The 26,993-nt window shown below is 61.0% G+C and carries 22 protein-coding genes; 16 read left to right on the top strand and 6 right to left on the bottom strand.

Annotated elements, in window-relative coordinates; translation table 11 throughout:
- Positions 1 to 283: 283 nt before the first annotated feature.
- Positions 284 to 604, top strand: a complete 321-nt coding sequence (locus QRN33_RS20855) for a DUF2288 domain-containing protein (protein WP_285409819.1) — start codon at positions 284 to 286, stop codon at positions 602 to 604.
- Positions 605 to 872: 268 nt separating this feature from the next.
- Here the strand turns inward: QRN33_RS20855 and QRN33_RS20860 are convergent, their stop codons facing one another.
- Positions 873 to 3,071 (bottom strand): hypothetical protein, encoded by a 2,199-nt coding sequence (locus tag QRN33_RS20860; RefSeq protein WP_042608200.1) that lies wholly within the window; start codon positions 3,069 to 3,071, stop codon positions 873 to 875.
- Positions 3,072 to 3,267: 196 nt separating this feature from the next.
- Here QRN33_RS20860 and QRN33_RS20865 point away from each other — a divergent pair, with 196 nt between their 5' ends.
- On the top strand, positions 3,268 to 4,164 hold the full coding sequence (locus tag QRN33_RS20865; RefSeq protein ID WP_285409822.1) for an NAD(P)-dependent oxidoreductase: 897 nt from the start codon (positions 3,268 to 3,270) through the stop codon (positions 4,162 to 4,164).
- Here the strand turns inward: QRN33_RS20865 and QRN33_RS20870 are convergent.
- Positions 4,055 to 6,337: a putative bifunctional diguanylate cyclase/phosphodiesterase gene (locus QRN33_RS20870; protein WP_285409823.1), complete on the bottom strand. Its 2,283-nt coding sequence runs from the start codon at positions 6,335 to 6,337 to the stop codon at positions 4,055 to 4,057. The genes QRN33_RS20865 and QRN33_RS20870 overlap by 110 nt on opposite strands.
- Positions 6,338 to 6,488: 151 nt before the next feature.
- The gene (locus tag QRN33_RS20875; RefSeq protein ID WP_042608197.1) at positions 6,489 to 6,857 is read right to left on the bottom strand and encodes a YkgJ family cysteine cluster protein; all 369 of its coding nucleotides are present in this window, start codon (positions 6,855 to 6,857) and stop codon (positions 6,489 to 6,491) included.
- 301 nt (positions 6,858 to 7,158) lie between these two features.
- Between QRN33_RS20875 and QRN33_RS20880 the strand changes: the two genes are divergently transcribed.
- Positions 7,159 to 8,508, top strand: coding sequence for a spinster family MFS transporter (locus tag QRN33_RS20880; protein ID WP_285409825.1), 1,350 nt, complete (start codon positions 7,159 to 7,161; stop codon positions 8,506 to 8,508).
- Between the two features lie 155 nt (positions 8,509 to 8,663).
- Here QRN33_RS20880 and rapA read toward each other — a convergent pair whose 3' ends face one another.
- Positions 8,664 to 11,510, bottom strand: coding sequence for an RNA polymerase-associated protein RapA (rapA, locus tag QRN33_RS20885; RefSeq protein ID WP_285409826.1), 2,847 nt, complete (start codon positions 11,508 to 11,510; stop codon positions 8,664 to 8,666).
- Positions 11,511 to 11,749: 239 nt separating this feature from the next.
- Between rapA and QRN33_RS20890 the strand changes: the two genes are divergently transcribed.
- From QRN33_RS20890 to ccoM, 3 genes are all read left to right on the top strand, one after another.
- Positions 11,750 to 12,091 carry a hypothetical protein gene (locus QRN33_RS20890; RefSeq protein WP_024011931.1) on the top strand — a complete coding sequence of 114 codons (342 nt, stop codon included), beginning with the start codon at positions 11,750 to 11,752 and terminating at the stop codon, positions 12,089 to 12,091.
- A gap of 95 nt (positions 12,092 to 12,186) precedes the next feature.
- Positions 12,187 to 12,348, top strand: a complete 162-nt coding sequence (locus QRN33_RS20895; RefSeq protein WP_165839198.1) for a hypothetical protein — start codon at positions 12,187 to 12,189, stop codon at positions 12,346 to 12,348.
- Positions 12,349 to 12,492: 144 nt separating this feature from the next.
- Positions 12,493 to 12,606 carry a cytochrome c oxidase subunit CcoM gene (gene ccoM / locus QRN33_RS20900; protein WP_016771346.1) on the top strand — a complete coding sequence of 38 codons (114 nt, stop codon included), beginning with the start codon at positions 12,493 to 12,495 and terminating at the stop codon, positions 12,604 to 12,606.
- Positions 12,607 to 13,704: 1,098 nt separating this feature from the next.
- Here the strand turns inward: ccoM and QRN33_RS20905 are convergent.
- Both QRN33_RS20905 and QRN33_RS20910 read right to left on the bottom strand, forming a co-directional pair.
- Positions 13,705 to 15,180: an inorganic phosphate transporter gene (locus QRN33_RS20905; RefSeq protein WP_042608193.1), complete on the bottom strand. Its 1,476-nt coding sequence runs from the start codon at positions 15,178 to 15,180 to the stop codon at positions 13,705 to 13,707.
- Positions 15,181 to 15,551: 371 nt separating this feature from the next.
- Positions 15,552 to 15,752, bottom strand: coding sequence for a hypothetical protein (locus QRN33_RS20910; protein WP_008080067.1), 201 nt, complete (start codon positions 15,750 to 15,752; stop codon positions 15,552 to 15,554).
- 631 nt (positions 15,753 to 16,383) lie between these two features.
- Here QRN33_RS20910 and pcaR point away from each other — a divergent pair.
- From pcaR to pcaD, 10 genes are all read left to right on the top strand, one after another.
- Positions 16,384 to 17,226, top strand: coding sequence for a pca regulon transcriptional regulator PcaR (gene pcaR / locus QRN33_RS20915; protein ID WP_016771343.1), 843 nt, complete (start codon positions 16,384 to 16,386; stop codon positions 17,224 to 17,226).
- Between the two features lie 294 nt (positions 17,227 to 17,520).
- Positions 17,521 to 18,867, top strand: coding sequence for a 4-hydroxybenzoate transporter PcaK (gene pcaK / locus QRN33_RS20920; protein ID WP_065615230.1), 1,347 nt, complete (start codon positions 17,521 to 17,523; stop codon positions 18,865 to 18,867).
- A gap of 268 nt (positions 18,868 to 19,135) precedes the next feature.
- Positions 19,136 to 19,993: a CoA transferase subunit A gene (locus QRN33_RS20925; protein ID WP_024011937.1), complete on the top strand. Its 858-nt coding sequence runs from the start codon at positions 19,136 to 19,138 to the stop codon at positions 19,991 to 19,993.
- Positions 19,993 to 20,772 (top strand): CoA-transferase subunit beta, encoded by a 780-nt coding sequence (locus QRN33_RS20930; RefSeq protein WP_042608191.1) that lies wholly within the window; start codon positions 19,993 to 19,995, stop codon positions 20,770 to 20,772. Before QRN33_RS20925 ends, QRN33_RS20930 begins: the two co-directional genes overlap by 1 nt.
- On the top strand, positions 20,769 to 21,974 hold the full coding sequence (pcaF, locus tag QRN33_RS20935) for a 3-oxoadipyl-CoA thiolase (protein ID WP_185053942.1): 1,206 nt from the start codon (positions 20,769 to 20,771) through the stop codon (positions 21,972 to 21,974). The genes QRN33_RS20930 and pcaF overlap by 4 nt, the downstream gene beginning before the upstream one ends.
- A gap of 36 nt (positions 21,975 to 22,010) precedes the next feature.
- A complete protein-coding gene (gene pcaH, locus QRN33_RS20940) occupies positions 22,011 to 22,715 on the top strand; it encodes a protocatechuate 3,4-dioxygenase subunit beta (RefSeq protein WP_042608189.1) in 705 nt (234 codons plus the stop codon).
- Position 22,716: 1 nt separating this feature from the next.
- Positions 22,717 to 23,283 carry a protocatechuate 3,4-dioxygenase subunit alpha gene (gene pcaG, locus QRN33_RS20945; protein WP_285409833.1) on the top strand — a complete coding sequence of 189 codons (567 nt, stop codon included), beginning with the start codon at positions 22,717 to 22,719 and terminating at the stop codon, positions 23,281 to 23,283.
- Positions 23,284 to 23,477: 194 nt separating this feature from the next.
- Complete coding sequence (locus QRN33_RS20950; RefSeq protein WP_039762664.1) at positions 23,478 to 24,773, top strand: MFS family transporter; 1,296 nt, start codon at positions 23,478 to 23,480, stop codon at positions 24,771 to 24,773.
- 46 nt (positions 24,774 to 24,819) lie between these two features.
- Positions 24,820 to 26,184, top strand: coding sequence for a 3-carboxy-cis,cis-muconate cycloisomerase (locus tag QRN33_RS20955; protein ID WP_285409836.1), 1,365 nt, complete (start codon positions 24,820 to 24,822; stop codon positions 26,182 to 26,184).
- 11 nt (positions 26,185 to 26,195) lie between these two features.
- A complete protein-coding gene (gene pcaD, locus QRN33_RS20960) occupies positions 26,196 to 26,987 on the top strand; it encodes a 3-oxoadipate enol-lactonase (protein ID WP_123418037.1) in 792 nt (263 codons plus the stop codon).
- Positions 26,988 to 26,993 lie beyond the last annotated feature (6 nt).

Consider the following 26,993-nt stretch of genomic DNA (forward strand, 5'->3'; position numbering starts at 1 on the left):
CTTTGCGATACCCTCCGGAAAATGCCCCGGCAACTGTACCGGTACAGTGTAGAGCGCCGCTTGATCAACTGGGAAGCAGGCGCCACGGGGCAAAACTTGAGGGTGTCGCATTTTTGAATGAAAGAGACAGAATTGCGGCGGGGCAATCTGGGGCATATATCCCAAAAGGCAGCATTCCCTGGCCTTCCTGCTTTTTTCGTTCGGTGAAGCCATTTGCAACCGGGTTTTTCTGACGGACCACCGACGTTATCATTCGCGTCGATTTCTTTTCCGGACAGCTCCCATGAATCAAGAACCTAGCACCCTCTATGCCAAGCTGCTTGGTGAAACGGCATCAATTACCTGGAAAGAGCTGGAGCCGTTCTTCGCCAAGGGTGCCCTATTGTGGGTCGACCCCGACCTTGATTTGATCGCTGCCGCCGAGGCCGTAGCATCGGACGAGGGCGAGAAAGTCGCGGCCTGGCTGGCCGAGGACAAGGTCGCCAAGCTGTCTGAAACGCGGGCGCTGGATATTTTCGAGCGTGATCCGCAGCTGTGGGCCGTGGTGGTTTCGCCGTGGATTCTGATCCAGGAAAGGGCGGTCACTTCGGGTGATGCACTTTGATGGTGCGACGGGGCGCCTTCGAAAAGTGTGTAGCCGAGTAGCGTGATGGCACCTTGCCGTGGAGAAACACCACGCCTCACGGTGACGTAAACGTAACGGGAACAGTTTATTGAGCGGCCGGACGGTCGCTTAATTGTTTCTGGATGTTGGTTCAGCAGAATTTTCGGTGTTTGAAGGGCCTCATCGCGAGCAGGCTCACTCCTACAGGGGAACGCATTCCGAAATGTAGGAGTGAGCCTGCTCGCGATTGAGACGACCCGGTCTTTGATCAGACCGAGTAAGTCTTCCCGGTATGGTTATTCAGCGAAATCACCTTGGTCTTGCCAATCCGGTGGCGGTAGATTTCGCGCAAATACTTGATCGACTTCTTCACGCAATCACGCGACAGGCGGATGTCATTGATCGAGACGAACTTGTCTTTGTCGTTGATCAGCTCGCGATACTTTTTCTCGTACATCGGTTTGATCGCGTACCAATTGGTGTCGAGGATCTTCGCCGGGTTTTCAAATTCGTTGAGCAGGTCGTCGATACGCGCTTCGTCGAAATCTTCCTGAATGATGAAGTCGAGAATCGAGTTGTCCAGCGTCTCGTCGAAACGGTACGGGTTCTTCGCGAAACAGCGCTTGATGAACGCCACGATCAGCGTGAGGAAGTCGTCCGACAGGCATGGGCTCTTGGCGATCAGCGTGGTCAGCGACAGGTTGGCCGAAGCGCCGATCACCAGCGCGTAGCGCTTGAGCGTGGTGTTGGGGAACAGGCTGTTGAGGTGGGTCTTCAACCGGTTCAGGTCCATGTACGACAGCTTGTAGTCTTTCGGCAGCGAGACGATCGAGACCACCGACGAGCAGTTCTTGAAGAAGTGCAGATCGTGCAGCGCTGCCGCGTCGTAACCGGAGTTCTTGTACTGCTCCAGCGAAGCGCGATAACGCTTGGACTCGATCGGCAACAGACTGATGCCTTCGATCGCCTGGGTGACCTTGTTGAAGTGCGGCAGGTCGATCGAGCGGAAGAACAGGTCGTCGATGTTCAGGCGCTGCGGCTCTTTATCGAAGACCTTGAACTTGTCGCTGCTCGGCGGCGGCGTTTCCGGGACCACCGATTCGGCGTAGGCAATCGCCACCGGCCCGGCCAGACTCATGAACAGGTCATTGGCATCCAGGCGGATGGTTTCGCCGATGTCGATGCCGGCGCGGCGGAAATAGTTCTGGTCGTAGTCAGTGGTGACTGCCTGCGCCGTCAGAATGTTGAAGATCTGCTGCGAGATGTACTGGTTGGCGTGCTTCTCCATGGCATTGACATCAATGTTCTGGATGTTGCCGTCATCGCTTTCTTCGGCGTAACGCATGATGTCGTTGGAGATCAGCATCATCGCGTTCCACGGGCGGATACGCCCCATGACGCTGGCTTCGCTGCTGTCCTCGTTGGCGAAGTTGTAGGAGAAATCCCACTCCTCCGACAGGTATTTGCACAACAGGCGCCCGGCGTTGATGTGCAGGGCTTCGGACATTTCGCTGCGGTGATCGGAAATGTTCGGCAGCACGCAGATACCGCTGGTGAAGATCGGTTCGAACACAAACGAATGGCCGCTCTTGCCGTCGTGCTCGTCCATCGGTTTGGTATCGAAGGTCTTGTTCATGTACGAGTGCTGCTGCGCCAGACCGAACTCCGAGGCCATGCCGGAACCGGTACCGCCGCCGGCACTGAAGATCGAGAAGTACAGGCGCGACTGGTTGGCCTTGATCCCGCAGCTGTCGATCAGGTACGAGTGGATCATTTTCCAGTCCGGGCTGGAGAAGCGCTGGGTGTCCTTGTTGAGGATGATCTTCGCCAGGTACTGGCCGAGGATCGGCGCGTTACCGGCGCCACCGGCGTGGACTTCGGACAAGTCCATGATCTTCATTTTGCTGTAGTCGCGCAGGAAGCCGCTTTTTTCGCCCTTGCGCGAGAAACGGATGCGCCCGGCGATGTCCTTGTCGAGATCGCCAAGCATCACCAGCGGTTCGACCAGGAATACCGGTTTGGTCGATTTGCTGGTGCCGATGCGCAGGTTGTTCTTGATCCACTGCGCCGGGCTGTAGCCCTTGTCGGCCAGACGCCGGTCAGCCGGGCGGTCTTCGTTGTTGAATTCGTTGAGGTAGAACTTGCGCGCGTTGTACACCAGCTCCGCCACGTCGAGGGCGATGTTGGAGCCGCAGCGACCGAGGCCGATCAGGCACACCGAAGGAAATTCCTGGTCGCTGTGCTGCTCGTTGTCGCCTTCCAGATGCGCCGGGCGCGGAAATACCGAGTCGCGCAGACCGTCGAGGTTATCGAGGATGCGGTCGGTGTTGGTTTCGGTGAAGTACAGGTATTGCTGGGTCGACAGCGGGCGTGAAGGCTGCGCGGGTCGGGACAGTGACGCGCTGTTCGCGGCGGGGCTCAGGGTCAGATCGGCTGTTGCACTGGCGGGATTGTTTTTGGAGGTCATGGTGCGCCATTTACCTGGACTGGGTTGGCTCGCCGGACAGTGCCGGCGAACCTCACGGAATAAGATCTCGCGTCTTGTGTGCGCGAATACGGCCCGGGCGTCGTGGTGCTGGCTGCTTTGGTCGCCGGGCGGAATCCTTTCCTGATCGTTGATGAATCGGCCATGATTCGGTGATCTTTAATGGAAAAGAGGCAAAATGATGTCAACGCTACCTTCGTTGGGGTTTGCCGGAATCGGCCTGATGGGCCTGCCGATGTGCCAGCGTTTGCTGGCGGCGGGTTATCCGCTGACCGTGTGGAACCGCAACCCGGACAAGTGCGCACCGCTGGTTGCGGTCGGCGCCCGGCAAGTGACGAGCCCCGCCGAACTGTGTGCGCACGCTGACATCGTCATGCTGTGTCTGGCCGATACTGCCGTGGTGCGTGACGTGGTGTTTGGCGCTGGCGGTATCGCCGAAGGTGCGAAAAACGGCCAGCTGTTGGTGGATTTCTCCAGCCTTGAACCGACCGCGACTCGCGAGATGGCCGCAGCGCTGGCCGAGAAAACCGCCATGGCCTGGCTCGATTCACCGGTGTCCGGCGGCGTGGCGGGGGCCGAGGCCGGCAGTCTGGCGATCATGGTCGGCGGTGCGCCGGCGGACCTCGAACGGGTACGCCCGGTGCTACTCAACCTCGGTCAGCGCGTCACGCACATGGGCGGCATCGGCGCCGGGCAGGTGACCAAGGCGTGCAACCAGATGATCGTCGCCTGCAATGCGCTGGTGATCGCCGAAGTGGTGGCGTTGGCCGAGCAGGCCGGGGTCGATGCCCGTCTGATCGCCGAAGCGCTGGCCGGTGGTTTCGCCGATTCGAAGCCGTTGCAGATCCTCGCCCCGCAAATGGCCGAGAGCCGTTTCGAGCCGATCAAATGGCACGTGCGCACGCTGCTCAAGGATCTCGACACGGCGGTGAAATTTTCCCGCGAACAGGGTTCGGCCACGCCAATCAGCGGATTGGCCGCACAATTGATGCGCCTGCATGGGGCGCAAGGCTTTTTAGCGCAGGATCCAGCGACACTGGTGCAAATGTATCGCGGGCCAGACTCAGAGGATTGACCCCGAGCACGGGTTTGCGCTGGTTGATTTCATCGAGCACCGCGCGCAGTTCGTCCAGCGGCACCGGGCGGCTGAGCAGATAGCCCTGAATGAAATCGCAGCCCGAACGCTCGAGAAACTCATATTGCTCCAGGCTTTCGACGCCTTCTGTGACCACTTGCAGATGCAGGGTGTGCGCCATGACGATGATCGCCTGGACGATCTCCATGTCCGCCGTGGCAGTGGGAATATCGAGGATGAACGAGCGATCGATCTTCAGAGTATTCAGCGGCAGGCGCTTGAGGTAGGCCAGCGATGAGTAGCCGGTGCCGAAATCATCGATCGACAGCGACACGCCGAGGGCACGGATCTGCCGCAGCAGTACCAGGGTGTTGGCGATATTGCCCATCAAAGCGTTTTCGGTAACCTCCAGTTCAAGGCGTTCCGGCGCTACCCCGGCGGTGCGCAACGCGTGTTCGATCTCCTCGGCCAGCTCTTGCCGCGCCAGATTCAACGGCGAGCAGTTCCAGGCGATTTTCAATTCTGCACAACCATGCCGCGACAGTTCGCCAAGATCCTTGCAGGCGCGGCGCAGCACCCAGTTGTCCAGTTCGGCGATCAGACCGTTGTTCTCGGCGATACCGATAAAACGATCGGGCGTGAGCAAGCCGTGAAGCGGATGCTGCCAGCGGATCAGCGCTTCGAGCTTGGTCACGCGCCCGGTTTTCAGTTCGAAGATCGGCTGGTAGTAAAGCATCAGCGCGTTGTCTTCCCGTAACGCGCCGCGCAGTTCTTCTTCCAGTTGCAGCTCACAACTGGCGCGGGTCTTAAGGCTGGAATTGAAGAAGTGCAAGCCGTTGCGCCCGGCGCCCTTGGATTGGTACAGCGCCAGGTCGGCGTGCTTGAGCAGCTCTTCGCAGGTGGTGCCGTCTTCGGGAAACAGGCTGATGCCGATGCTGGTGGTCATCACCATGCGCCGGCCGGCCAGTTCGATCGGCTCTTTCATCTTGTGCATGATGCGCTGCGCCATGCCGCGCGCCTCTTCGCGGTCGCGCAGGCTGATGAGGATGCAGAACTCATCGCCGCCGAACCGCGCGACCACGTCTTCGTGGCTACGCACCGAGCTCTTGATGTGTTGGGCGATGACTTTGAGCAGCGCATCCCCAGCATCATGGCCGAGGCTGTCGTTGATGCGCTTGAAATGGTCGATGTCGAGAAACATCACCGCGAGCATGCCACCTTCGCTGGTTTTCTGGCTGAGCTTCTCGGCGAACATCTGGTTAAAGCCACGGCGGTTGATCAGGTTGGTCAGCGCGTCGTAATTGGCCGCTTGCTGCAGGGACATGCGCGCCTGATCGAGCTGGCTGAGCAGGGCGTTGACACGGCGCAGATCGTTGTCCTTGTTTTGCAGTTTCTTGTCGGCGAGCGCGGCGCTGATCGCACTGCCGAGGATCAACAGGATGATCAGCGCCACGGTCAGGCCCAGTTGCAGATGCCCGGTTTCGGCGCCGCTCGCTGCCAGAGCGCCTTCGGGAAGCACCAGATCCAGGGCAGCCATGCCGGTGAAGTGCATGCTGATGATGCCGGCACCGAGGATCAGCGCCGCGCTGTACTTGAGCAATTGGTGCGCGACGCCGCTGCCTTCGCTCAGATAACGCGCCACCCACAGCGCGGCGAAACTCGCGCCGATGGCAATCAGCACCGACAGCGCGAACAGTCCTGGCTGATAGTAGGCGGTGGCGCTCGACTTCATCGCTGCCATGCCGACGTAATGCATCCCCGCGATGCCCAAGCCGATGACAAACGCAGTTTTGAGACAATGCAATGCGCTTGGCTGGACCTCGCTCAGGGTGTGCATGGCCAGCCATGAGGCGAGCAGGGCGATCAGCAAAGAGAAAAGGGTGATGCCGAGGTCGTACTGAATGTCGATCGGTGTCTGGAAAGCCAGCATGCCAATGAAGTGCATGGCCCAGATGCCGCCGGCCAGGCACGTCGCGCCGATCCAGCGCCAGATCCGCCGCGATCCCGGATCTTCGGCATGCACGACGCGCTCAGCCATGTCGAGGGTGGCGAAGCTCGCCGCGCAGGCGACCAGATAGGCCACCAGCACCAGCAAGGGATTGTGACTGCAATCGAGGAGTATCTGCCCGCTCGCCGGCAGCTCGGCAACAAACTGCAAACCAAGCCACTCCATAGCGTGCCCCGTCTCGGATTCATCTGGCCCGTGCGTCAATCCAACGCAGGCGAATGCAAGGAGTATAGAGGCGGTTTCCAAGCTGCAAGGCGTAGTGGCACATTGGTGGTAACGATTTTGCCATTAGCCTCATAGCGATTCGCGCTAAGGCTCAGGCAATGCGCTCCAGCGGCAGGTCGTTCCAGTGTGGCGGCAAGGGTGGCAAGCCGTGGGCGGCGCGGGCCTTGTCGCAGTCGGGGTTGTGCTCGCCGTTCTCCCATGACGCCTCGAACTCGCGGCAGGTGCTCGAGCGTTTGTCATAGATCGTGCAGGCCACAGCGCTGCCGACCTCACCCGCCAGAGACGTACAACGCGCCGGCTTGCGGTCGGTGCCGATCATCGCCACTCGGCTCGGGGTGATCTGTGCGACCAGTTCATCGGGCACCGTCCCGCCAGCGGATGAGCACTCACCCCAGAAAAAAGACACGCGAAAATGGGAACAGCAGGCACCGCAATTCAGACACGGACTGGCTTCGGACATGGGCGGGGGTATCAAAGGGATTGATCGGAAGATCCGGACGGATCCGGCGGCCATTCTAGGCGTTGCCATGGCGTTGGGAAGGGGGGCGCGAAACTATTTTTTTGTCGCCGGATTTTGCCGGAAAAGCCCCGTATGGCGGGGGATTCCAGACTTATCAAGGGCTTACGTTTCGTTACACTGCGATGGGCCGATATCAGGCTGACGAATGATGACAGACAGCCCCCGCGCGCCTGACTAGATTGCAGGTTCCGGGCTCGACGCGCTGGCAGTGAAGCCCTCATAACAATAAAGAGACGGACCCATGCAGAACTCGACCCAAGCGGCGAATGCCTGGCGCATTCTGTTCCTGCTGTTCCTCGCCAACCTGTTCAATTTCTTCGACCGCACCATCCCGGCGATCATCATCGAACCGATCCGCATGGAATGGCACCTCAGCGACTTTCAGCTGGGCATCATCGGCACCGCGTTCACCGTGGTTTATGCGATTGCCGGCCTGCCGCTGGGGCGCATGGCCGACACCGGTTCGCGCAGCAAACTGATGGGCTGGGGCCTGGCGACGTGGAGCGCGCTGACCGCCGTCAACGGTCTGGTCGGCAGTTTCTGGAGCTTCCTGATCGTGCGCATGGGCATCGGCATCGGTGAGGCCAGTTACGCACCAGCGGCGAACTCGCTGATCGGTGACCTGTTTCCCGCACACCGTCGGGCACGGGCGATGGGTATCTTCATGCTTGGCCTGCCGCTGGGGCTGCTGCTGGCGTTCTTCACCATCGGCGCGATGGTCAAGGCCTTCGACAGCTGGCGCGCGCCGTTCTTCATTGCCGCCGTGCCGGGGCTGATCCTCGCGGTTTTCATGTTCTTCATCAAGGAGCCGAAACGCGGCGCGGCTGAAACCGTGCAGGTCTCGCAAGAGAGGGTCGACAAGCCGATCCGTCGCGTCCTCGCCGTGCCGACCTTCCTGTGGCTGGTGATGGCCGGGCTGTGCTTCAACTTCGCCACCTATGCCTGCAACTCGTTTCTGGTGCCGATGCTGCAGCGCTATTTCCTCATGCCGTTGCAGGAGGCGGCGGTGGCCACCGGATTTATCGTCGGCGTCACCGGGCTGGTCGGGCTGACTCTCGGCGGCTGGATCGCCGACAAGATTCACCAGCGCTTCGCCAGTGGACGCCTGTTGTTTGCGGCGTTCAGTCTGATCATCTCGACCTTGTGCACGGCGTGGGCGCTGCATGCCGGACGCGTCGAGATCGGCGTGTTCGTTGCGGTGTTCAGCGTCGGCTGGCTGTTCGCCTACAACTTCTACACCTGCGTGTACACGGCGATTCAGGACGTGGTCGAACCGCGCCTGCGGGCGACGGCGATGGCGTTGTTCTTTGCCGGTCTGTATTTGCTGGGGGGCGGGTTGGGGCCGGTAGTCGTCGGTGGGATGTCGGATCACTTCGCGCACACGGCGATGCTGTCGGCGGGCGCTGAGCAGATGACCGAAGCGTTCAAGGCAGTCGGTCTGCATGACGCGATGTACCTGATCCCGGTGGCACTGTTTTTGACCATGGTCTTTCTGTTTCTGGCATCGCGCTGTTTCGTGCGGGATGCGCAGCGGATGAAGGACGGGTTGGTGGCGGTGGTTGAGCCAGAAATTTCTGCGGCGACTGCTTAAGATCAAAAGATCGCAGCCTTCGGCAGCTCCTACAGGAGGAACGCATTCTCCCTGTAGGAGCTGCCGAAGGCTGCGATCTTTTGCTTTTTGCTTCTGAAATAAAAAAGGCCCGCATCACTGCGGGCCTGTTTTATTTTCAGCGGTGGAGCAGGCGGTTAGCCCGCCACCAGCACCCGAATCGCTTCCAGGCGCAACGCCGCTTTGTCCAGCATCGCCAGACCCTGTTCACGCTGAGTGCGCAAGGCTTCCAGTTCGCTGTCGCGCACGGTCGGGTTGACCGCTTGCAACGCGGTCAGGCGCGCCAGTTCTTCGTCGGTGTCGGCGGCCAGACGGCGGCGCGCTTCGGCCACACGTTCGGCGTGACGCGGGGCGATCTTTTCTTCGCCGGCGTTGATCCGAGGTGTCAGCTGATCGCGCTGGGCCTGGATGAACTTGTTGGCGCTGGCGCGCGGCACGCTTTCCAGCTGGTCGTTGAGGGTTTCGAAGGAAACCCGTGGCGACAGGTCATTGCCATTGGCGTCGAGCAGGCAGCGCAGTGCCGCCGGTGGCAGGTAGCGCCCCAATTGCAGCGAACGCGGTGCGACCACTTCGCTGACGTAGAGCAATTCCAGCAACACGGTGCCCGGTTTCAGCGCCTTGTTCTTGATCAGCGCGACCGCGGTGTTACCCATCGAGCCGGACAGCACCAGGTCCATGCCGCCCTGCACCATTGGGTGTTCCCAGGTGATGAACTGCATGTCCTCGCGCGACAGCGCCTGGTTGCGGTCGTAGGTGATGGTCACGCCTTCGTCGTCGCCCAGCGGGAAACTGGCGTCGAGCATCTTCTCGCTCGGCTTGAGGATCAGGGCGTTTTCCGAATGGTCTTCGCTGTCGATGCCGAACGCGTCGAACAGGGTTTCCATGTAGATCGGCAGGGCGAACTGGTCGTCCTGCTCGAGGATCGCCTCGACCAGCGCTTCACCTTCGCCAGCGCCGCCGGAATTGAGTTCCAGCAGACGGTCGCGGCCGGTGTGCAGCTCGGCTTCGAGACGTTCACGCTCGGCACGCGCTTCGTCGATCAGCGCTTGCCACTCGCCGTCGTCCGCTTCTTCGAGCAGCGGCAGCAGGCGCGGGCCGAACTGATGCTGCAAGGCGTTGCCGGTCGGGCAGGTATTGAGGAACGCGTTGAGCGCTTCGTGGTACCACTGGAACAGGCGCTGTTGCGGACTGGTTTCCAGGTACGGCACGTGCAGTTCGATGATGTGCTTCTGGCCGATCCGGTCGAGACGACCGATGCGCTGCTCGAGCAGGTCAGGGTGCGACGGCAGATCGAACAGCACCAGATGGTGAGCGAACTGGAAGTTGCGACCTTCACTGCCGATTTCCGAGCAGATCAGCACTTGTGCGCCGAACTCTTCGTCGGCGAAGTAGGCGGCGGCGCGGTCGCGCTCAAGGATGTTCATGCCTTCGTGGAACACCGTGGCCGGGATGCCGGAGCGCACGCGCAGGGCGTCTTCCAGGTCCATCGCGGTTTCGGCGTGGGCGCAGATCACCAGCACTTTGGTGCGCTTGAGCATTTTCAGTTGATCGATCAGCCACTCGACGCGCGGATCGAATTTCCACCAGCGCTCTTCTTCACTGGCGTCCGGCTGCGCCTGGAAGCTGACTTCCGGATACAGCTCGGCGTGTTCGCCCAGTGGCAGTTCGAGGTATTCGGCCGGGCACGGCAGCGGGTACGGATGCAGTTTGCGCTCCGGGAAACCCTGCACCGCGGCACGGGTGTTGCGGAACAGCACGCGGCCGGTGCCATGGCGATCAAGCAGTTCACGGACCAGGCGCGCACTGGCTTCTGTGTCGCCATCGTTGACCGCGGTCAGCAGCGCTTCGCCTTCGTTGCCGAGGAAACCGTGAATGGTTTTGTGCGCTTCGGCCGAGAGACGGCCCTTGTCGAGCAGTTCCTGCACGGCTTCGGCCACCGGGCGATAGTTCTCGCTCTCGGCGCGGAAAGCGGCCAGGTCGTGGAAACGGTTCGGGTCGAGCAGGCGCAGACGGGCGAAGTGACTGTCCTGACCGAGTTGTTCCGGGGTCGCGGTGAGCAGCAGCACGCCGGGAATCACTTCGGCCAGTTGTTCGACCAGCGAATATTCCGCGCTGGCCTTGTCTTCGTGCCACACGAGGTGATGCGCTTCGTCGACCACCATCAGATCCCAACCGGCGCCGAACAAGGCGTCCTGCGCCTTCTCGTCATCGACCAGCCATTCCAGCGCGACCAGCGCCAGTTGCGTGTCTTCGAACGGGTTGGTGGCATCGCTCTCGATGAAGCGTTCTTCGTCGAACAGCGCGACCTGCAGGTTGAAACGGCGGCGCATCTCCACCAGCCATTGATGCTGGAGGTTCTCCGGGACCAGGATCAGCACGCGATTGGCGCGGCCCGAGAGCAACTGGCGGTGGATGACCAGACCGGCCTCGATGGTTTTACCCAGGCCCACTTCGTCCGCCAGCAGTACACGCGGGGCGATACGGTCGGCGACTTCACGGGCAATGTGCAACTGGTGCGCGATCGGCTGCGCCCGCACGCCGCCCAGGCCCCACAGCGAGGACTGCAACTGGCGGCTGGTGTGTTCAAGGGTGTTGTAGCGCAGGGAGAACCACGGCAGCGGATCGATCTGCCCGGCGAACAGACGGTCGCTGGCCAGGCGGAACTGAATGAAGTTCGACAGCTGGGTTTCCGGCAGAGTGACGACTTCGTTCTGCCCGTTGAGGCCGTGATAGACCATCAGCCCGTCGACGTCGTCGACCTGCTGCACAGTCATCTTCCAGCCTTCGAAGTGGGTGATGGAGTCGCCGGGCGAGAACCGCACGCGGGTCAGGGGCGCATTCCGTAGCGCGTACTGGCGGGTCTCGCCAGTGGCCGGGTAAAGCACGGTCAACAAGCGGCCGTCCTGTGCCAGAACGGTGCCTAAACCAAGCTCTGCTTCGCTGTCACTGATCCAGCGTTGCCCCGGTTGATACTGCTGCGCCATGCTGCCTGACTCCCACCTTGAAAAAGCGGGCTATCTTAACGGAATGACGGCTTCAGGGCCAAAGGAATAGGAGCAGCGGCAAGCTTTTAGCTTCGAGCTGCAAGCTGAAGCCGAGGCGTCATGTGTCGCTTTTTTCAAGCGGCAGGGCACCAGTCAGTGTCAACCGGGTCACAAGTTTGCGACAGGCGGCTCAAGGCGCCTGCCCCCCAGCCGATAGCCTGCAGACAGGAGACCTTTATATGTTGCCACCGATGCTCCCCTTGAGCGCTGTGCCGATCACTTCCCAGCAGGATCCGATCCGCCAGCGGCCGGACATTCCGCCGGTGGTGCCGGTGCAGGAAAGCTCCAACGAAAGCACGATCGATCTGCAGAAGCGTGATCCGGAAGAGGATCGGCTGCTGGCGCGCGAAGAACAACGTCGCCAACAGGAACGTGATCGTCGGCGCCGCGAGGCGGATGAAGATCCTGAAGAGCATCTGGCGGTGCCGGGCACTGAGCTGAATGCTGACAATACCGTGCCAGTGGTGCCGCTGATTGACGATCAGCCGCGTCAGGGACTGTGGGTCGACATCGAGATTTGAGCTGTCACTGGTCAGCGCCAGCGCCACGCGGCATGATTGGCGCAATCCTGCCGGTGATCGGCAGCTGTGACCTCTTTTGCGATGTGCCGAACGCCATGAGCCAAGACGACAAACTGATCGACCTCAACACCGAACGCGCCAAGCGTGTGCATGACCTCAACGAAAAGCGCCTGAACGAAGTGCGCAACGCCTTCGAGCAGGCGATGCCGTTGGGAAAAACCAAGAAAAAGTCGAAGAACAAACCGAAAAAGCGTTGATCTCCCGCCGCATCCATTGATGCAGGTCAGTTATTTCCCCTCCTTTGATTCCCTTCCTTGCGGATATTGATCCTGGTCAATGTGCGCGCCTGTGTGTTTGCTAAGTTGAACCCATCGCAGCAAAGCAGGGCCAGGAGGCCAGTCATGTTTTTCGATAACGTGGTGTTTGCCGGAGTTCTGACGGTGGGGCTCATGGTGCTGTTTTTTGCAGGGTTTGGATTTTTTATCTGGAAGGATGCGCATAAGCGGCGCAAGTGAGTTCTTCTGGATTTGATGGGCACGCAAGGCATTTTGGGGCGACTTCGGTTGCCCCTTTTTTTTGGGGCCGTGGCGGCCTTTGGGCCGACCAGGCTGTTGGGGTTTTGGGGGTATATCCGTTTCTGCGGGGGTTGCGGCTGGCGGTTTCGCCCTTACGGCGAGGCACTTTTTCCAGACGCCGAAAAAGTACCCAAAAAGGCTTGCTCCTGCGTTCGGCCCTCGCAGGCTCGGGTTCCTTCGCTGCGGGATCGATCCTGGCGCAGCGGCTCCGGTTTGCTTCGCTGCACCTCCTTCCGCTGTGTCTGGCTGCGCCAGACGGTCGCTGCGCTCCCACGCCCGGATCAATCCCTCCGCTCAGCCTTCCGAAGTCGCCCGTGGATCAAGATCAAGAGCACTCGAGCTAACGCTCATTGTTGAGTGGTTAGAAGCGTCGCATGGCTTGGGCTTTTCGGTGGATTCGCCCCTAACCCCAGCCCTCTCCCGAGGGAGAGGGAGCCAATTTGCGGGTTTTTCAGAATCTGCATTCGACTCGGTATCTCACGTCAGCGTATTTCGCCTAAACACCTCGGTCAGTCCCCTCTCCCTCCGGGAGAGGGCTAGGGTGAGGGGCTTTTGATCTTGTGCGTATTTGCATTCGACTCGATATCCCAGGCCGGCGTGCTTCGCCCAATCACCCCGTTCAGTCCCCTCTCCCTCCGGGAGAGGGTTAGGGTGAGGGGCTCTTGATCTGGCTTTTGCTTTGCTTCGGCTCTTGATCTTTTGCCCCTTCGGCAGGCTTCGTTACGGGATTGATCCGGGGGTGGGAGCGCAGCGACCGTACGACGCAGTCGTACACAGCGAGTGTAGGTGCAGCGGAGCAAACCGGAGCCGCTGCGCCCGGATCGATCCCGTAACGAAGGAACCCCGAGCCCCAGCGAGCGGGCCGTACGCCGGGGCAAAGCCTTTTGCTTACTTTTCGGCGTCTGGAAAAGTGAGTCGCTGTAAGAGCGAAACCGCCAGCGGCAGCACCCCCAGAAACGGATATGCCCCCAATCCCAATCCCAAAACGAAAAAGGCGCGATTCCAAAGAATCGCGCCTCCTTCACAAGCAGCAATCGATCAACTACCCAAAGCCTTCGAAGCCAACCAGAACAACCCGGCCGACAGCGCCACAGTCGCCGGCAGGGTCAACACCCAGGCCAGCAGAATAGTCTTCACCGTGCCACCCTGCAGGCCGCTTTTATTGGCAACCATGGTCCCGGCGACACCCGAAGACAGCACGTGAGTGGTCGACACCGGCAGGCTGAAAATATTGGCCATGCCGATCAGACTCGCCGTGGTGATCTGCGCCGACATGCCCTGCGAATAGGTCATGCCCTGCTTGCCGATCTTCTCGCCAATGGTCAGCACCACGCGCTTCCAGCCCACCATGGTGCCCAGGCCCAGCGCCAGGGCGACCGCCAGAATCACCCAGAACGGCGCGTATTCGGTGGTGGTGGTCAGGTCCTTGCGCAGCTTGTCGAGGTCAGCCTTTTCACGGGCTTCCAGGCCAGGCAATTTGCCGACTTTCTTCGCCGTGTCGTCCAGGCAGAGCAGGTAGCGACGCACTTCGATGCGGCTTTCCGACGACAGCGAATGGTAGTCCGCTACGCCTTTAAGCGTGTGCAGCAGGGCGGTGATGGTCGGTTCGGTCTGCTGCGGGTTGCAGCGGAATTTCTCCGGCAGGTCGCCTTCCACGCTCTTGCCCAGGGCCAGGAACTCACCCAGCGAATCGGCGTTGCGCTGGTAGAACTGGCTCAGATGCAGGGTCGCGTCGCGGGTGCGTTCGATCTGGTAGGTGGTGCTGTTCAGATCGAGCACGAACTGCGCCGGTACGATACCGATCAGCACCAGCATGATCAGGCCGATGCCTTTCTGGCCGTCGTTGGAACCGTGCACGAAGCTCACGGCCATGGCCGAGATCACCAGGACCAGACGGTTCCAGAACGGCGGGTGTTTCTTGTCGTCGATCTTGCGGCGCTGTTCCGGCGTCTTGTGCATCTTCGACAGCGGGCGCCACCACTTCAGGCCGATCAGCACCAGCGCGGCGATGAGGAAGCCGGCCATCGGCGAGAACACCAGCGAGGCGCCGATGTCGATCGCTTTCTGCCAGTTCACGCCATCGGCCAACGGGATGTCGTTGATCAGCGCGTTGGCCAGGCCGACACCGAGGATCGAGCCGATCAGGGTGTGCGAGCTGGAAGCCGGGATACCGAAGTACCAGGTGCCCAAATTCCAGGCGATTGCCGCGGCGAGCAACGAGAACACCATCGCCAGGCCATGGCCGGTGTTCACATTGATCAGCAGCTCAACCGGCAGCAGATGGACAATGGCATACGCCACACCCACGCCGCCCAGCAGCACGCCGAGGAAATTGAACACACCGGAAAAGAACACCGCCAGGTGCGGCGGCATGGCTTTGGTGTAGATAACAGTGGCTACCGCGTTAGCGGTGTCATGAAATCCATTGATGAACTCGAAGGCGAGGACAAACGTCAGGGCGAGCAAGAGGCTCACAAGCACCCAAGCATCCAGTCCGCTGAATAAATCGATCATGAAGGTTTTCTGACCCGGTCGTAAGGGGGCGCGATTATGCCAGAAAAGACAGGAAATCGATGCCCCGTCTGCTCACTGGTCTCACCCTTGTTCGATTTAATTTGTTGCAGGGCGTGAAAACCAGGCGTCACGAAGGGTTTTTCAACTATTTGATTTTTCTAGGGAAAATTGATTTTCAAGACTGTTTTTCCGGCGCTTTGGCGTCTCAAACGTTTGTCTGAAATATCTCTGAAACCTGTGGGACGTTCGTTCTTGAGCCACACAATAGCGATGCAGCCGCTGCCCGCGGGTAGCGGGCGCGCGAGGTGTCGTCTTGCCACCGCGCTGAGGCTCGGGTGGACGCCGACTTTGGAATGTTCAGCAGCCGTGGCTCATGGCTCTTCGGCTTTGAGTTCCTTCTCGATTTTTTCGATTTCCTGCTTGAACACCTGATCCTGAACGGTAGGGCGCTTGCGCCATGCCTTGCGTTCCGGTTCCGGCTGAGCGGCGTAGGTGGTGACTTCCCCGCCGTAAACTTCCTTGTAACGTTGTTCCTGGCGCTCTAGTTCCGCGCGCAGTTCGTCTTTCGTCACGGTGTTACCTGTATGAGTTGAATTGAATATCCGGTGAAACACACTGCAACGAGTCAATTGAGCGAACCCGTCAGTCATCCACAGCCCGATCAGGCAGGGTGACATTGGAGAGGCGATCAAGACTTCCGTGTTACAGGCGGCTACGGCACCAGATAAAAACTGACGCAGCATCAGTTTCCTGTTTCAGCGAGCGCTGGCGTTGCATGTGTAATGGGCGCCGGGCGCTGGCCGGGGCTGAGACGAAGGGCCTCGTTCAGCAAGTCGCGGGCTTTGGATTAAAGCGCCGCGACTAGGGTGCATTATAGCGGTCGATTCGGGAATGACTATCTTTGCCAAGTTAAAAACGGTTCTGAATGTGTGACGGGTTTGTTGCTGGCAACTTTTGCCCATAGTTGAGTGTAACGACAGCGTTATAGAAACAGGCGTTCTGTTTTTGGCGCCATTAACTAGAACAACCAAGTTGTGAGCAGAATCGATAAAGGCGACTCAGGGCAATGGAAAGGGGCGCTGCGCTGGATTGCGATTATCGGTCGGCGGTTCGATAATCGCCCAATGTTGGTGCCCCGGTGCTTGTGCATTGCGCGGCGAGCCGTTTGACTAGGCATTGATGCGTGCCGGACAAGGACAAGAAATGAACGATCAAATGCGCAACTCCTTCACGTCGGTGGCGCCGCCCATCGTCGCCTCGCCGGCCAAGCGCATTCAGGCGCTGACCGGTGATCCGGATTTCATGACCTCGCTGGCCCGAGGCCTGGCGGTGGTGCAGGCATTTCAGGAACGCAAGCGTCACCTGACCATTGCACAGATCAGCCATCGCACGGAAATTCCCCGCGCCGCCGTGCGCCGTTGCCTGCACACGCTGATCAAGCTCGGCTACGCCACCACCGACGGCCGTACCTATTCGTTGCTGCCGAAGGTGCTGACCCTCGGTCACGCCTATTTGTCCTCGACGCCGCTGGCGGTGTCCGCCCAGCCCTATCTCGACCGCATGAGCGAGCAACTGCACGAAGCCTGCAACATGGCGACGCTGGAGGGCGATGACATTCTCTACATTGCCCGCTCGGCGACCACGCAGCGGTTGATCTCGGTAGACCTTTCGGTCGGCGGGCGTCTCCCTGCGTATTGCACGTCGATGGGCCGGATTCTGTTGGCAGCGCTGGATGACACGTCGCTGGGCGAATACCTCGACCACGCTGAACTCGTCGCCAAGACCAGCCGCACCATTCACACGCCCGACGCTTTGCTTGAATGTTTGCAGCAAGTGCGTCAGCAGGGCTGGTGCATTGTCGATCAGGAACTGGAACAGGGCCTGCGCTCGATCGCCGTGCCGGTGTACGACGCCTCCGGGCAAGTGGTCGCGGCGCTGAATGTCAGCACCCACGCCGGCCGCGTCAGTCGCGCCGAGTTGGAGCAGCGCTTTCTGCCGGGCCTGCTCAGCGCCAGTCGCGACCTCAGTGCGCAGTTGTTCGCCTGAGGAAGCTGTTCGATAAACGCACAGTGTTGCGTTTATCGAATTGACGCTAAAACCCTCGGATCATTAATGTCGCGGCAGCGTCATCCGGTGCTGACGTGTATGAGCCCGCCGGACTGTCGACCACGATAATAATGACAAGAGGCAACTTACCATGCGCCCGATCCCCGTCTGTCTGTGTTTCACCCGTTGTTGCCGGGTCCCGCGCAACGCCTGATTACAACCTTCTATTCTTGTGACCGTGCCGTGCTCTGGCCGGCCGCCGTTCGACTGCGTTTTTTGCGTGGAATAAAAATAATGAACCAGCCTCAGTCCGCTGTGGGTAACTGCCTCGATGTGCAGACCTTCATCAACGACCAACCGATCTCGCGCTATCAGTGGCGGGTGGTGATCCTGTGTTTCCTGATCGTATTTCTCGATGGTCTCGACACTGCCGCCATGGGCTTCATCGCCCCGGCGCTGTCGCAGGACTGGGGTATCGATCGCGCCAGCCTCGGCCCGGTGATGAGTGCCGCGCTGATCGGCATGGTCTTCGGTGCCCTCGGCTCCGGCCCTCTGGCTGACCGCTTCGGACGAAAAGTCGTACTCGTTGGCGCGGTGATTCTGTTCGGCGGCTTCAGTCTGGCCTCGGCGTACAGCACCAACGTCGAACAACTGCTGGTGTTGCGCTTCCTGACCGGCCTCGGTCTCGGTGCGGGCATGCCGAACGCCACGACACTGCTCTCAGAATACACCCCGGAGCGCAAGAAGTCGCTGCTGGTGACGAGCATGTTCTGCGGCTTCAATCTCGGCATGGCCGGCGGTGGTTTCATCTCGGCAAAACTGATCCCGGCGTTCGGCTGGCACGCCTTGCTGATGATCGGCGGGATCCTGCCGCTGATCCTTGCTGTGGTGCTGCTGTTCTGGCTGCCGGAGTCGGCGCGTTATCTGGTGGTGCGCAACCGTGGCACCGACAAAGTGCGCAAGACCCTGGCACCGATCGATCCGATCACCGTCGCTCAGGCTTCGAGCTTCAGTGTGCCGGAACAGAAAACCGTCAAGGCGCGCAATGTCTTCGCGGTGATTTTCTCCGGTACTTACAGCACTGGCACGCTGCTGTTGTGGCTGACCTATTTCATGGGCCTGGTGATCGTCTACCTGCTGACCAGTTGGTTGCCGACGCTGATGCGCGACAGCGGCGCGAGCATGGAGCAGGCCGCGTTTATCGGTGCGTTGTTCCAGTTCGGCGGCGTGTTGAGTGCGGTCGCGGTGGGCTGGGCGATGGACCGCTTCAATCCGCACAAGGTCATCGGCATCTTCTACCTGCTGGCCGGGGTATTTGCCTACGCGGTAGGGCAGAGCCTGGGCAACATCACCCTGCTGGCGACGCTGGTGCTGGTGGCGGGCATGTGTGTGAACGGCGCGCAATCGGCGATGCCGTCGCTGGCAGCTCGCTTCTACCCGACTCAGGGCCGCGCGACCGGGGTGTCGTGGATGCTCGGCATCGGCCGCTTTGGCGCGATCCTCGGCGCGTGGATGGGCGCGACTTTGCTCGGCCTCGGCTGGAATTTCGAGCAGGTGCTGACCGCGCTGGTGATCCCGGCCGGCCTGGCAACGGCGGCGGTGCTGATCAAGGGCGTGGTCAGTCACGCCGATGCGACCTGACCGGGCATGAATCTTTATTGAACATGCCGGCCTCTTCGCGAGCAGGCTCGCTCCCACTCTGGAATGGATTTCCCTGTGGGAGCGAGCCTGCTCGCGAAGCTTTTGATCTGATTGTTAGGTGAACAACAATCCGTTCGATAAACGAACACTCAGTCGATTATCGGATTGTTTGGCGATTTTCCCAGGCTTAATCTTCAGTGACTCCGGCGCTGAACCTCGCGCCTTTTTATCACTGGCGATTCCTTACAAAAGAACAGGAGCCCGCTCCATGGCTGAGATCCTTTCGCTGCACGACGCGGTGAAGCAATTCGTCAACGACGGCGATACCGTCGCCCTCGAAGGCTTCACTCACCTGATCCCTACGGCAGCGGGTCATGAAATCATTCGTCAGGGCAAGAAAGATCTGACGCTGGTGCGGATGACGCCGGACCTGATCTACGACCAACTGATCGGCGCCGGTTGCGCGCGCAAACTGATTTTCTCCTGGGGCGGCAACCCGGGTGTGGGCTCGCTGCACCGTCTGCGTGACGCGGTCGAGAAGCAATGGCCGCACGCGCTGGAGATCGAAGAGCACAGCCATGCCGACCTCGCCAATGCCTATGTCGCTGGCGCGTCCGGCCTGCCGTTCGCGGTGCTGCGTGCCTACGCCGGTTCCGACCTGCCGAAGGTCAATCCGCTGATCAAAACCGTGACCTGCCCGTTCACCGGCGAAGTGCTGGCGGCAGTGCCATCGGTACGCCCCGACGTCACCGTGATTCATGCGCAGAAGGCCGACCGCAAAGGCAACGTGCTGCTCTGGGGCATTCTCGGTGTGCAGAAAGAAGCCGCGCTGGCGGCCAAACGCTGCATCGTCACCGTGGAAGAAATCGTCGACGACCTCAACGCACCGATGAACGCCTGTGTACTGCCGACCTGGGCCTTGAGCGCGGTCTGCCATGTACCGGGTGGCGCGCATCCGTCCTACGCCCACGGTTACACCGAGCGTGACAATCGTTTCTATCAGGCGTGGGATCCGATCGCCCGTGACCGTGAGACGTTTACCGCGTGGATCAACGAATACATCCATGGCTGCGCTGATTTCAGCGAATTCCAGGCCAAGTTGGCCGCTGCTTCGGAGGCCAAGTAATGACTTACACCACCAATGAAATGATGACCGTCGCAGCGGCCCGGCGCCTGAAGAACGGCTCGGTGTGCTTCGTCGGCATCGGCCTGCCGTCGAAAGCCGCCAACCTTGCGCGTCTGACTTCATCGCCGGACGTGGTGCTGATCTACGAATCCGGCCCGATTGGCGCCAAGCCGAGCGTGCTGCCACTGTCCATCGGTGACGGCGAGCTGGCCGAAACCGCCGACACCGTCGTGCCGACCGGTGAGATTTTTCGCTATTGGCTGCAGGGCGGGCGCATCGACGTCGGTTTTCTCGGCGCCGCGCAGGTCGACCGTTTCGGCAACATCAACACCACCGTGGTCGGCGACTACCACGCGCCGAAAGTGCGTCTGCCGGGTGCCGGTGGCGCGCCGGAGATTGCCGGTTCGGCGAAAAGCGTGCTGATCATCCTTAAACAGTCGGCGCGTTCGTTTGTCGACAAACTCGATTTCATCACCTCGGTCGGTCACGGCGAGGGTGGCGATTCGCGCAAACGTCTGGGCCTGCCGGGTGCCGGCCCGGTGGGGATCATCACCGACCTGTGCATCATGGAACCGGAGGAGGGCACTAACGAGTTCGTGGTCACCGCGTTGCATCCGGGCGTGACCCGCGAGCAAGTGGTCGCCGCCACCGGTTGGGCGATCCGTTTTGCCGAATCCGTTGAAACCACTGCTGAGCCGACCGACGTCGAGCTGACCGCGCTGCGTGATCTTGAAGCGCGCACCGCCGCCGCCCATGGTCAGGCACCGGGAGAAGCATGATGCGTGACGTGTATATCTGCGACGCGATTCGTACCCCCATCGGCCGTTTCGGCGGCGCACTGTCTGCCGTTCGCGCCGATGACCTGGCCGCCGTGCCGATCAAAGCCTTGATGGAGCGCAATCCATCGGTGGACTGGAATGCAGTCGATGAGGTGTTCCTTGGCTGCGCCAACCAGGCTGGCGAAGACAACCGCAACGTTGCACGCATGGCGCTGCTGCTCGCCGGTCTGCCGGACAGCGTGCCCGGCGTGACCCTCAATCGTCTTTGCGCCTCGGGCATGGACGCCATCGGCACTGCGTTTCGTGCGATTGCCAGCGGCGAAATGGAGCTGGCAATTGCCGGCGGCGTCGAGTCGATGTCCCGCGCGCCGTTCGTGATGGGCAAGGCTGATGCGGCGTTCTCGCGCAACATGAAACTGGAAGACACCACCATCGGCTGGCGTTTCATCAACCCGCTGATGAAGGCGCAGTACGGCGTCGATGCCATGCCGCAAACCGCTGACAACGTCGCCGACGACTACAAAGTCTCGCGCGAAGATCAGGACGCCTTTGCCCTGCGCAGTCAGCAACGTACCGCTGCCGCTCAGGCCGCGGGTTACTTCGCTGAAGAAATCGTCGAAGTGCGCATCGCCCATAAAAAAGGCGAAACCGTGGTCAGCCAGGACGAGCATCCGCGCGCCGACACCACAATTGAAGCGCTGGCCAGACTGAAACCGGTCAACGGCGCGGACAAAACCGTCACCGCCGGCAATGCCTCTGGCGTTAACGATGGCGCCGCGGCGCTGATACTTGCCTCGGCTGAAGCGGTGAAAAAACACGGCCTGACCGCCCGCGCGAAAGTGCTCGGCATGGCCAGCGCCGGCGTCGCACCGCGAGTGATGGGCATCGGCCCGGTGCCGGCGGTGCGCAAACTGACCGAGCGCCTCGGCGTAGCGGTCAGCGATTTTGACGTGATCGAACTCAATGAGGCGTTTGCCAGCCAAGGCTTGGCGGTGCTGCGTGAGTTGGGCCTGGCCGACGATGCGCCGCAGGTCAATCCCAATGGCGGCGCGATCGCTCTCGGTCATCCGTTGGGCATGAGCGGGGCGCGACTGGTACTGACCGCCCTGCATCAGCTGGAAAAGACCGCTGGCAAGAAAGGCCTGGCGACCATGTGCGTCGGTGTTGGCCAGGGTCTGGCCTTGGCCATCGAACGCGTCTGACGCGCTGCGGCACTTACAAGAATTGAGGAAAGCGAAATGACTGACAAGCCTGGTTACCGTCGCCCACAGGCAGGCACTCAGCCTGACTACCTGCACCCGACTTATCAATCCACCAACCTGCGCTCGCCGTCCAAGCCTTTGGTGTATCTGCCCCATTCACTCTCGGAAATCACCGGTCCGACCATCGGCGCCGAGCACGTTGCCGAGAAAGACAACGACCTGACCGCGCAGCACGCCGGCGAGCCGTTGGGCGAGCGCATCATTATTCACGGCCGTGTGCTCGATGAAGACGGGCTGCCGGTGCCGGGGATTCTCGTGGAGATCTGGCAGGCCAACGCCGCCGGTCGCTACAACCACGCCCGCGACCTGCACGACGCGCCGCTGGACCCGAACTTCACCGGCACCGGCCGCACCGTTACCGATGCCGACGGCTGGTACCAGTTCCAGACCATCAAGCCCGGGGCTTACCCGTGGGGCAACCACCACAACGCCTGGCGCCCGGCGCACATCCACTTTTCGCTGTTCGGGCCGAGCATCCTTACGCGTCTGGTCACGCAGATGTACTTCCCCGGCGATCCGTTGCTCGCGTATGACCCGATCTACAACTGCGTGCCGGACACTTCGGCCAAGGAACGCCTGATCGCCAGCTTCGATCTGGAAAAAACCATTCCGTCCTACGCCCTCGGTTACCGCTGGGACATCGTGCTGCGCGGGCGTGAAGCCACGCCGATGGAGAAATAAGATGACCCTCTATGCGACCACGTCCCACACCGTCGGGCCGTATTACCACATCGGCCTGACCTGGCTGAACCGCGAAACCCTGGCCAACGAGCTGACCCTCGGCGAGCGCGTGGCGATCACCGGCCAGGTGGTCGACGGCAATGGCGATGTCGTCAACGACGCCATGCTGGAAGTCTGGCAGGCCAACGCCGTCGGCAAATATGACCACCCGGAAGACCAGCAGGACAAACCGCTCGATCCGAACTTCGAAGGCTTCGGCCGGTTGCCGGTGGATGCCGAAGGGCGCTTCCGTTTCACCACGATCAAACCCGGCACCGTGCCCGGCCTGAAAGGCTCGACCCAGGCGCCGCATCTGGTGGTGCTGGTGTTTGCCCGTGGGCTGGTCAAGCACTTGCTGACGCGGATTTATTTTGAGGGTGAACCGGCGAACGTCGATGATCCACTGCTCGAATGCGTCCCGGCTGAACGCCGCGATACGTTGCTGGCGAAGCAGGATGCGTCCGGTGTTTACCAGTGGAATGTGATTCTGCAGGGCACTGATGCCGAGACGGTGTTCTTCGATTATTGAAAGAACACCATCAATCCCTGTAGGAGTGAGCCTGCTCGCGATGGCGGTGTGTCAGATTTAAATGGTCTGAATGACACACCGCCATCGCGAGCAGGCTCACTCCTACAAGGGAACTGTGTTGCAGATGGAACTGTGGAACGGGACTGTTGCAAAGTATGTCTAGACTGTGACTGTCCCTATCGAGTGAAAAAACAATGACAACGCCCACCTCCCATTACACCGGGGAAGAGCGCAGCAAGCGCATCTTCGCCATTGTCGGCGCTTCGTCCGGCAACCTCGTCGAATGGTTCGACTTCTACGTCTACGCCTTCTGCGCGATCTATTTCGCCCCGGCGTTTTTCCCCTCCGATAACCCTACCGTGCAACTGGTCAACACCGCCGGCGTGTTCGCTGCCGGGTTCCTGATGCGGCCGATTGGTGGCTGGATTTTCGGCCGCGTTGCCGACAAGCACGGGCGCAAGAATTCGATGCTCATCTCGATCCTGATGATGTGCTTCGGCTCGTTGCTGATCGCCTGCTTGCCAACGTACAAGGACATCGGCGTCTGGGCGCCGGTGCTGTTGTTGTTTGCGCGCTTGCTGCAAGGCCTGTCGGTCGGCGGCGAGTACGGCACCACCGCGACCTACATGAGCGAAGTCGCGCTCAAGGGCCAGCGTGGTTTCTTCGCTTCCTTCCAGTACGTGACGCTGATCGGCGGGCAACTGCTAGCGGTGTCGCTGGTGGTGGTGCTGCAACAGTTCCTCACTGAAGAAGATCTGCGCGCCTACGGCTGGCGCATTCCGTTCGTGGTCGGCGCGGTGGCGGCGCTGATTTCGCTGTTCCTGCGTCGTTCGCTGAAGGAAACCACCAACGAAGAAACCCGTGCACACAAGGATGCCGGCAGCATCACCGCACTGTTCCGCGATCACAAGGCGGCGTTCATCACTGTGCTCGGCTACACCGCTGGCGGCTCGCTGATTTTCTACACCTTCACCACCTACATGCAGAAATACCTGGTGAACACCGCCGGCATGCACGCCAAGACCGCCAGCTACATCATGACCGGCGCGCTGTTCCTGTATATGTGCATGCAGCCGCTGTTCGGCATGCTTGCCGACAAGATCGGCCGGCGCAACTCGATGCTCTGGTTCGGCGCCCTCGGCACGCTGTTCACTGTGCCGATCCTGCTCAGCCTGAAAAGCATCAGCAGTCCGTTCCTCGCCTTCGTGCTGATCACCCTGGCGCTGGCGATCGTCAGTTTCTACACCTCGATCAGCGGTCTGGTGAAAGCCGAGATGTTCCCGCCGGAAGTGCGCGCCCTGGGTGTCGGCCTGGCTTACGCGGTGGCCAATGCAATCTTCGGCGGCTCGGCGGAATTCGTCGCCCTGAGCCTCAAGGCCGGCGGTATGGAAAACGCCTTCTACTGGTACGTCACGGCGATGATGGCGGTGGCCTTCCTGTTCAGCTTGCGGTTGCCCAAGCAGGCGAAGTATTTGCACCACGATCTCTAACCCGAAGTGCGCGGGCCGTTCTGGCCCGCGCCGGCAAGGACTGTTTATGACTCAGCGACCGGGCAATCAATTGTTCGATGCCTACTTCACCGCCCGCGATATGCGCGAGGTGTTCTGCGATCAAGGCCGGGTGCAGGCGATGCTCGATTTCGAAGCGGCGCTGGCCCGGGCCGAGGCGCGGGTCGGGCTGATTCCTTCATCTGCCGTGGCACCGATTGCCGTAGCCTGCGACGCGGGCCTGTATGACTTCGCCGCGTTGGGCGAGGCGATTGCCACGGCCGGCAATTCGGCGATTCCGCTGGTCAAGGCGTTGGGCAGACAGATCGCCTCGAGCGATGCCGAAGCCGAGCGCTATGTGCATCTGGGCGCGACCAGTCAGGACGTAATGGATTCCGGGCTGGTCCTGCAATTGCGTCAGGCGCTGGCGCTGATCGAAGACCAACTGACGCATCTGGCCGACTCACTTGCCGGTCAGGCACAACGTTTCGCCACCACACCGTTGGCCGGGCGCACCTGGTTGCAACACGCGACGCCAGTGACGCTGGGCATGAAGATCGCCGGTTGGCTGGGCGCTGTGACGCGCAGCCGCCAGCGTCTGCGAGAACTCAAGCCACGGCTGCTGGTGCTGCAATTCGGTGGCGCGTCGGGGACGCTCGCGGCGCTGGGCGAGCAGGGGTTGCCGATTGCTCAAGCGCTGGCCGAAGAACTGCAACTGCGCCTGCCCGAGCAACCGTGGCACACCCAGCGCGATCGCATCGTCGAGTTCGGCGCGGTGCTTGGCTTGATTGCCGGCAGCCTCGGTAAATTCGGTCGCGACATCAGCCTGTTGATGCAGACCGAGGCGGCGGAAGTGTTCGAACCCGCCGCACCGGGCAAGGGCGGTTCGTCGACCATGCCGCACAAGCGCAACCCGGTCGGCGCGGCGGTGCTGATCGGCGCGGCAACGCGGGTGCCGGGGCTGGTATCGACACTGTTTAGCGCCATGCCCCAGGAACACGAACGCAGCCTCGGTTTGTGGCACGCCGAATGGGAAACCCTGCCGGAGATCTGCTGCCTGGTGTCCGGTTCGCTGCAGCAGGCGCGTTTGCTCGCCGATGGCCTGGAGGTCGACGCCGCACGCATGGCCAGCAACCTCGAATTGACTCAAGGCCTGGTGCTGGCCGAAGCGGTGAGTATCGTCCTCGCCCAACGAGTGGGCCGCGACACCGCGCATCATCTGCTCGAACAATGCTGCAAACGCGCGGTGGCCGAACAACGCCATTTGCGCGCCGTACTCGGTGACGAGCCGCAAGTCACCGCCGAACTCAGCGGTGCTGAACTCGATGATCTTCTGAATCCGGCGCATTACCTCGGTCAGGCGCAAGTCTGGGTCGAGCGCGCGGTGGCCGAACACAACGCTTTGACTGTCTGAAGGAGAGGGCTGTGGCTTTCGTTCAACTCGCCGATGGCGAACTGCATTATCAAATAGAAGGCCCGGCCGATGCGCCGGTGCTGGTGCTGTCCAACTCATTGGGCACCGACCTGCACATGTGGGATGCGCAGATGCCTGCGTTCACCGAGCATTTTCGCGTGCTGCGTTTCGACACTCGCGGCCACGGACAATCGCTGGTCACCGAAGGGCCGTACAGCATCGAGCAACTGGGCCACGACGTGCTCGGTCTGCTGGATGCGCTGCACATCGAGCGCGCGCATTTTTGCGGATTGTCGATGGGCGGGCTGATCGGTCAGTGGCTGGGTATCAATGCCGGGCATCGTTTGCACAAGCTGATCGTCTGCAACACCGCAGCGAAGATCGGTGATCCGTCGGTGTGGAATCCACGCATCGAAACCGTGTTGCGCGACGGCCCGGCGGCGATGGTCGCGTTGCGTGATGCCTCGATCGCGCGCTGGTTTACTCCGGACTTTTCGGCGGCGCATCCCGAGGCGGCGAAGAAGATTACCGACATGCTCGCCGCGACCAATCCGCAGGGCTATGCGGCCAATTGCGCGGCGGTGCGCGATGCCGATTTCCGTGAACAACTGGCTTCGATCAATGTGCCGTTGCTGGTGATTGCCGGCAGCGAAGATGCGGTAACACCGCCGTCCGGCGGGCATTTCATCCGCGACCATGTGCGCGGCGCCGAGTACGCCGAGTTCTATGCGGCGCATTTGTCCAACGTGCAGGCCGGCGCCGACTTCAGCGACCGGGTGCTGGCGTTTTTGCGAGCTCAGTGAGGAAGA

It is taken from the genome of Pseudomonas sp. FR229a, from assembly GCF_030209115.1.
Classification (GTDB): domain Bacteria; phylum Pseudomonadota; class Gammaproteobacteria; order Pseudomonadales; family Pseudomonadaceae; genus Aquipseudomonas; species Aquipseudomonas moraviensis_A.

Bases quoted from the DNA above. Each gene is read 5' to 3' on its own strand.
- QRN33_RS20855 (WP_285409819.1), top strand. From the start codon at position 284: ATGAATCAAGAACCTAGCACCCTCTATGCCAAGCTGCTTGGTGAAACG.
- QRN33_RS20860 (WP_042608200.1), bottom strand. From the start codon at position 3,071: ATGACCTCCAAAAACAATCCCGCCAGTGCAACAGCCGATCTGACCCTG.
- QRN33_RS20865 (WP_285409822.1), top strand. From the start codon at position 3,268: ATGATGTCAACGCTACCTTCGTTGGGGTTTGCCGGAATCGGCCTGATG.
- QRN33_RS20870 (WP_285409823.1), bottom strand. From the start codon at position 6,337: ATGGAGTGGCTTGGTTTGCAGTTTGTTGCCGAGCTGCCGGCGAGCGGG.
- QRN33_RS20875 (WP_042608197.1), bottom strand. From the start codon at position 6,857: ATGTCCGAAGCCAGTCCGTGTCTGAATTGCGGTGCCTGCTGTTCCCAT.
- QRN33_RS20880 (WP_285409825.1), top strand. From the start codon at position 7,159: ATGCAGAACTCGACCCAAGCGGCGAATGCCTGGCGCATTCTGTTCCTG.
- rapA (WP_285409826.1), bottom strand. From the start codon at position 11,510: ATGGCGCAGCAGTATCAACCGGGGCAACGCTGGATCAGTGACAGCGAA.
- QRN33_RS20890 (WP_024011931.1), top strand. From the start codon at position 11,750: ATGTTGCCACCGATGCTCCCCTTGAGCGCTGTGCCGATCACTTCCCAG.
- QRN33_RS20895 (WP_165839198.1), top strand. From the start codon at position 12,187: ATGAGCCAAGACGACAAACTGATCGACCTCAACACCGAACGCGCCAAG.
- ccoM (WP_016771346.1), top strand. From the start codon at position 12,493: ATGTTTTTCGATAACGTGGTGTTTGCCGGAGTTCTGACGGTGGGGCTC.
- QRN33_RS20905 (WP_042608193.1), bottom strand. From the start codon at position 15,180: ATGATCGATTTATTCAGCGGACTGGATGCTTGGGTGCTTGTGAGCCTC.
- pcaR (WP_016771343.1), top strand. From the start codon at position 16,384: ATGAACGATCAAATGCGCAACTCCTTCACGTCGGTGGCGCCGCCCATC.
- pcaK (WP_065615230.1), top strand. From the start codon at position 17,521: ATGAACCAGCCTCAGTCCGCTGTGGGTAACTGCCTCGATGTGCAGACC.
- QRN33_RS20925 (WP_024011937.1), top strand. From the start codon at position 19,136: ATGGCTGAGATCCTTTCGCTGCACGACGCGGTGAAGCAATTCGTCAAC.
- QRN33_RS20930 (WP_042608191.1), top strand. From the start codon at position 19,993: ATGACTTACACCACCAATGAAATGATGACCGTCGCAGCGGCCCGGCGC.
- pcaF (WP_185053942.1), top strand. From the start codon at position 20,769: ATGATGCGTGACGTGTATATCTGCGACGCGATTCGTACCCCCATCGGC.
- pcaH (WP_042608189.1), top strand. From the start codon at position 22,011: ATGACTGACAAGCCTGGTTACCGTCGCCCACAGGCAGGCACTCAGCCT.
- pcaG (WP_285409833.1), top strand. From the start codon at position 22,717: ATGACCCTCTATGCGACCACGTCCCACACCGTCGGGCCGTATTACCAC.
- QRN33_RS20950 (WP_039762664.1), top strand. From the start codon at position 23,478: ATGACAACGCCCACCTCCCATTACACCGGGGAAGAGCGCAGCAAGCGC.
- QRN33_RS20955 (WP_285409836.1), top strand. From the start codon at position 24,820: ATGACTCAGCGACCGGGCAATCAATTGTTCGATGCCTACTTCACCGCC.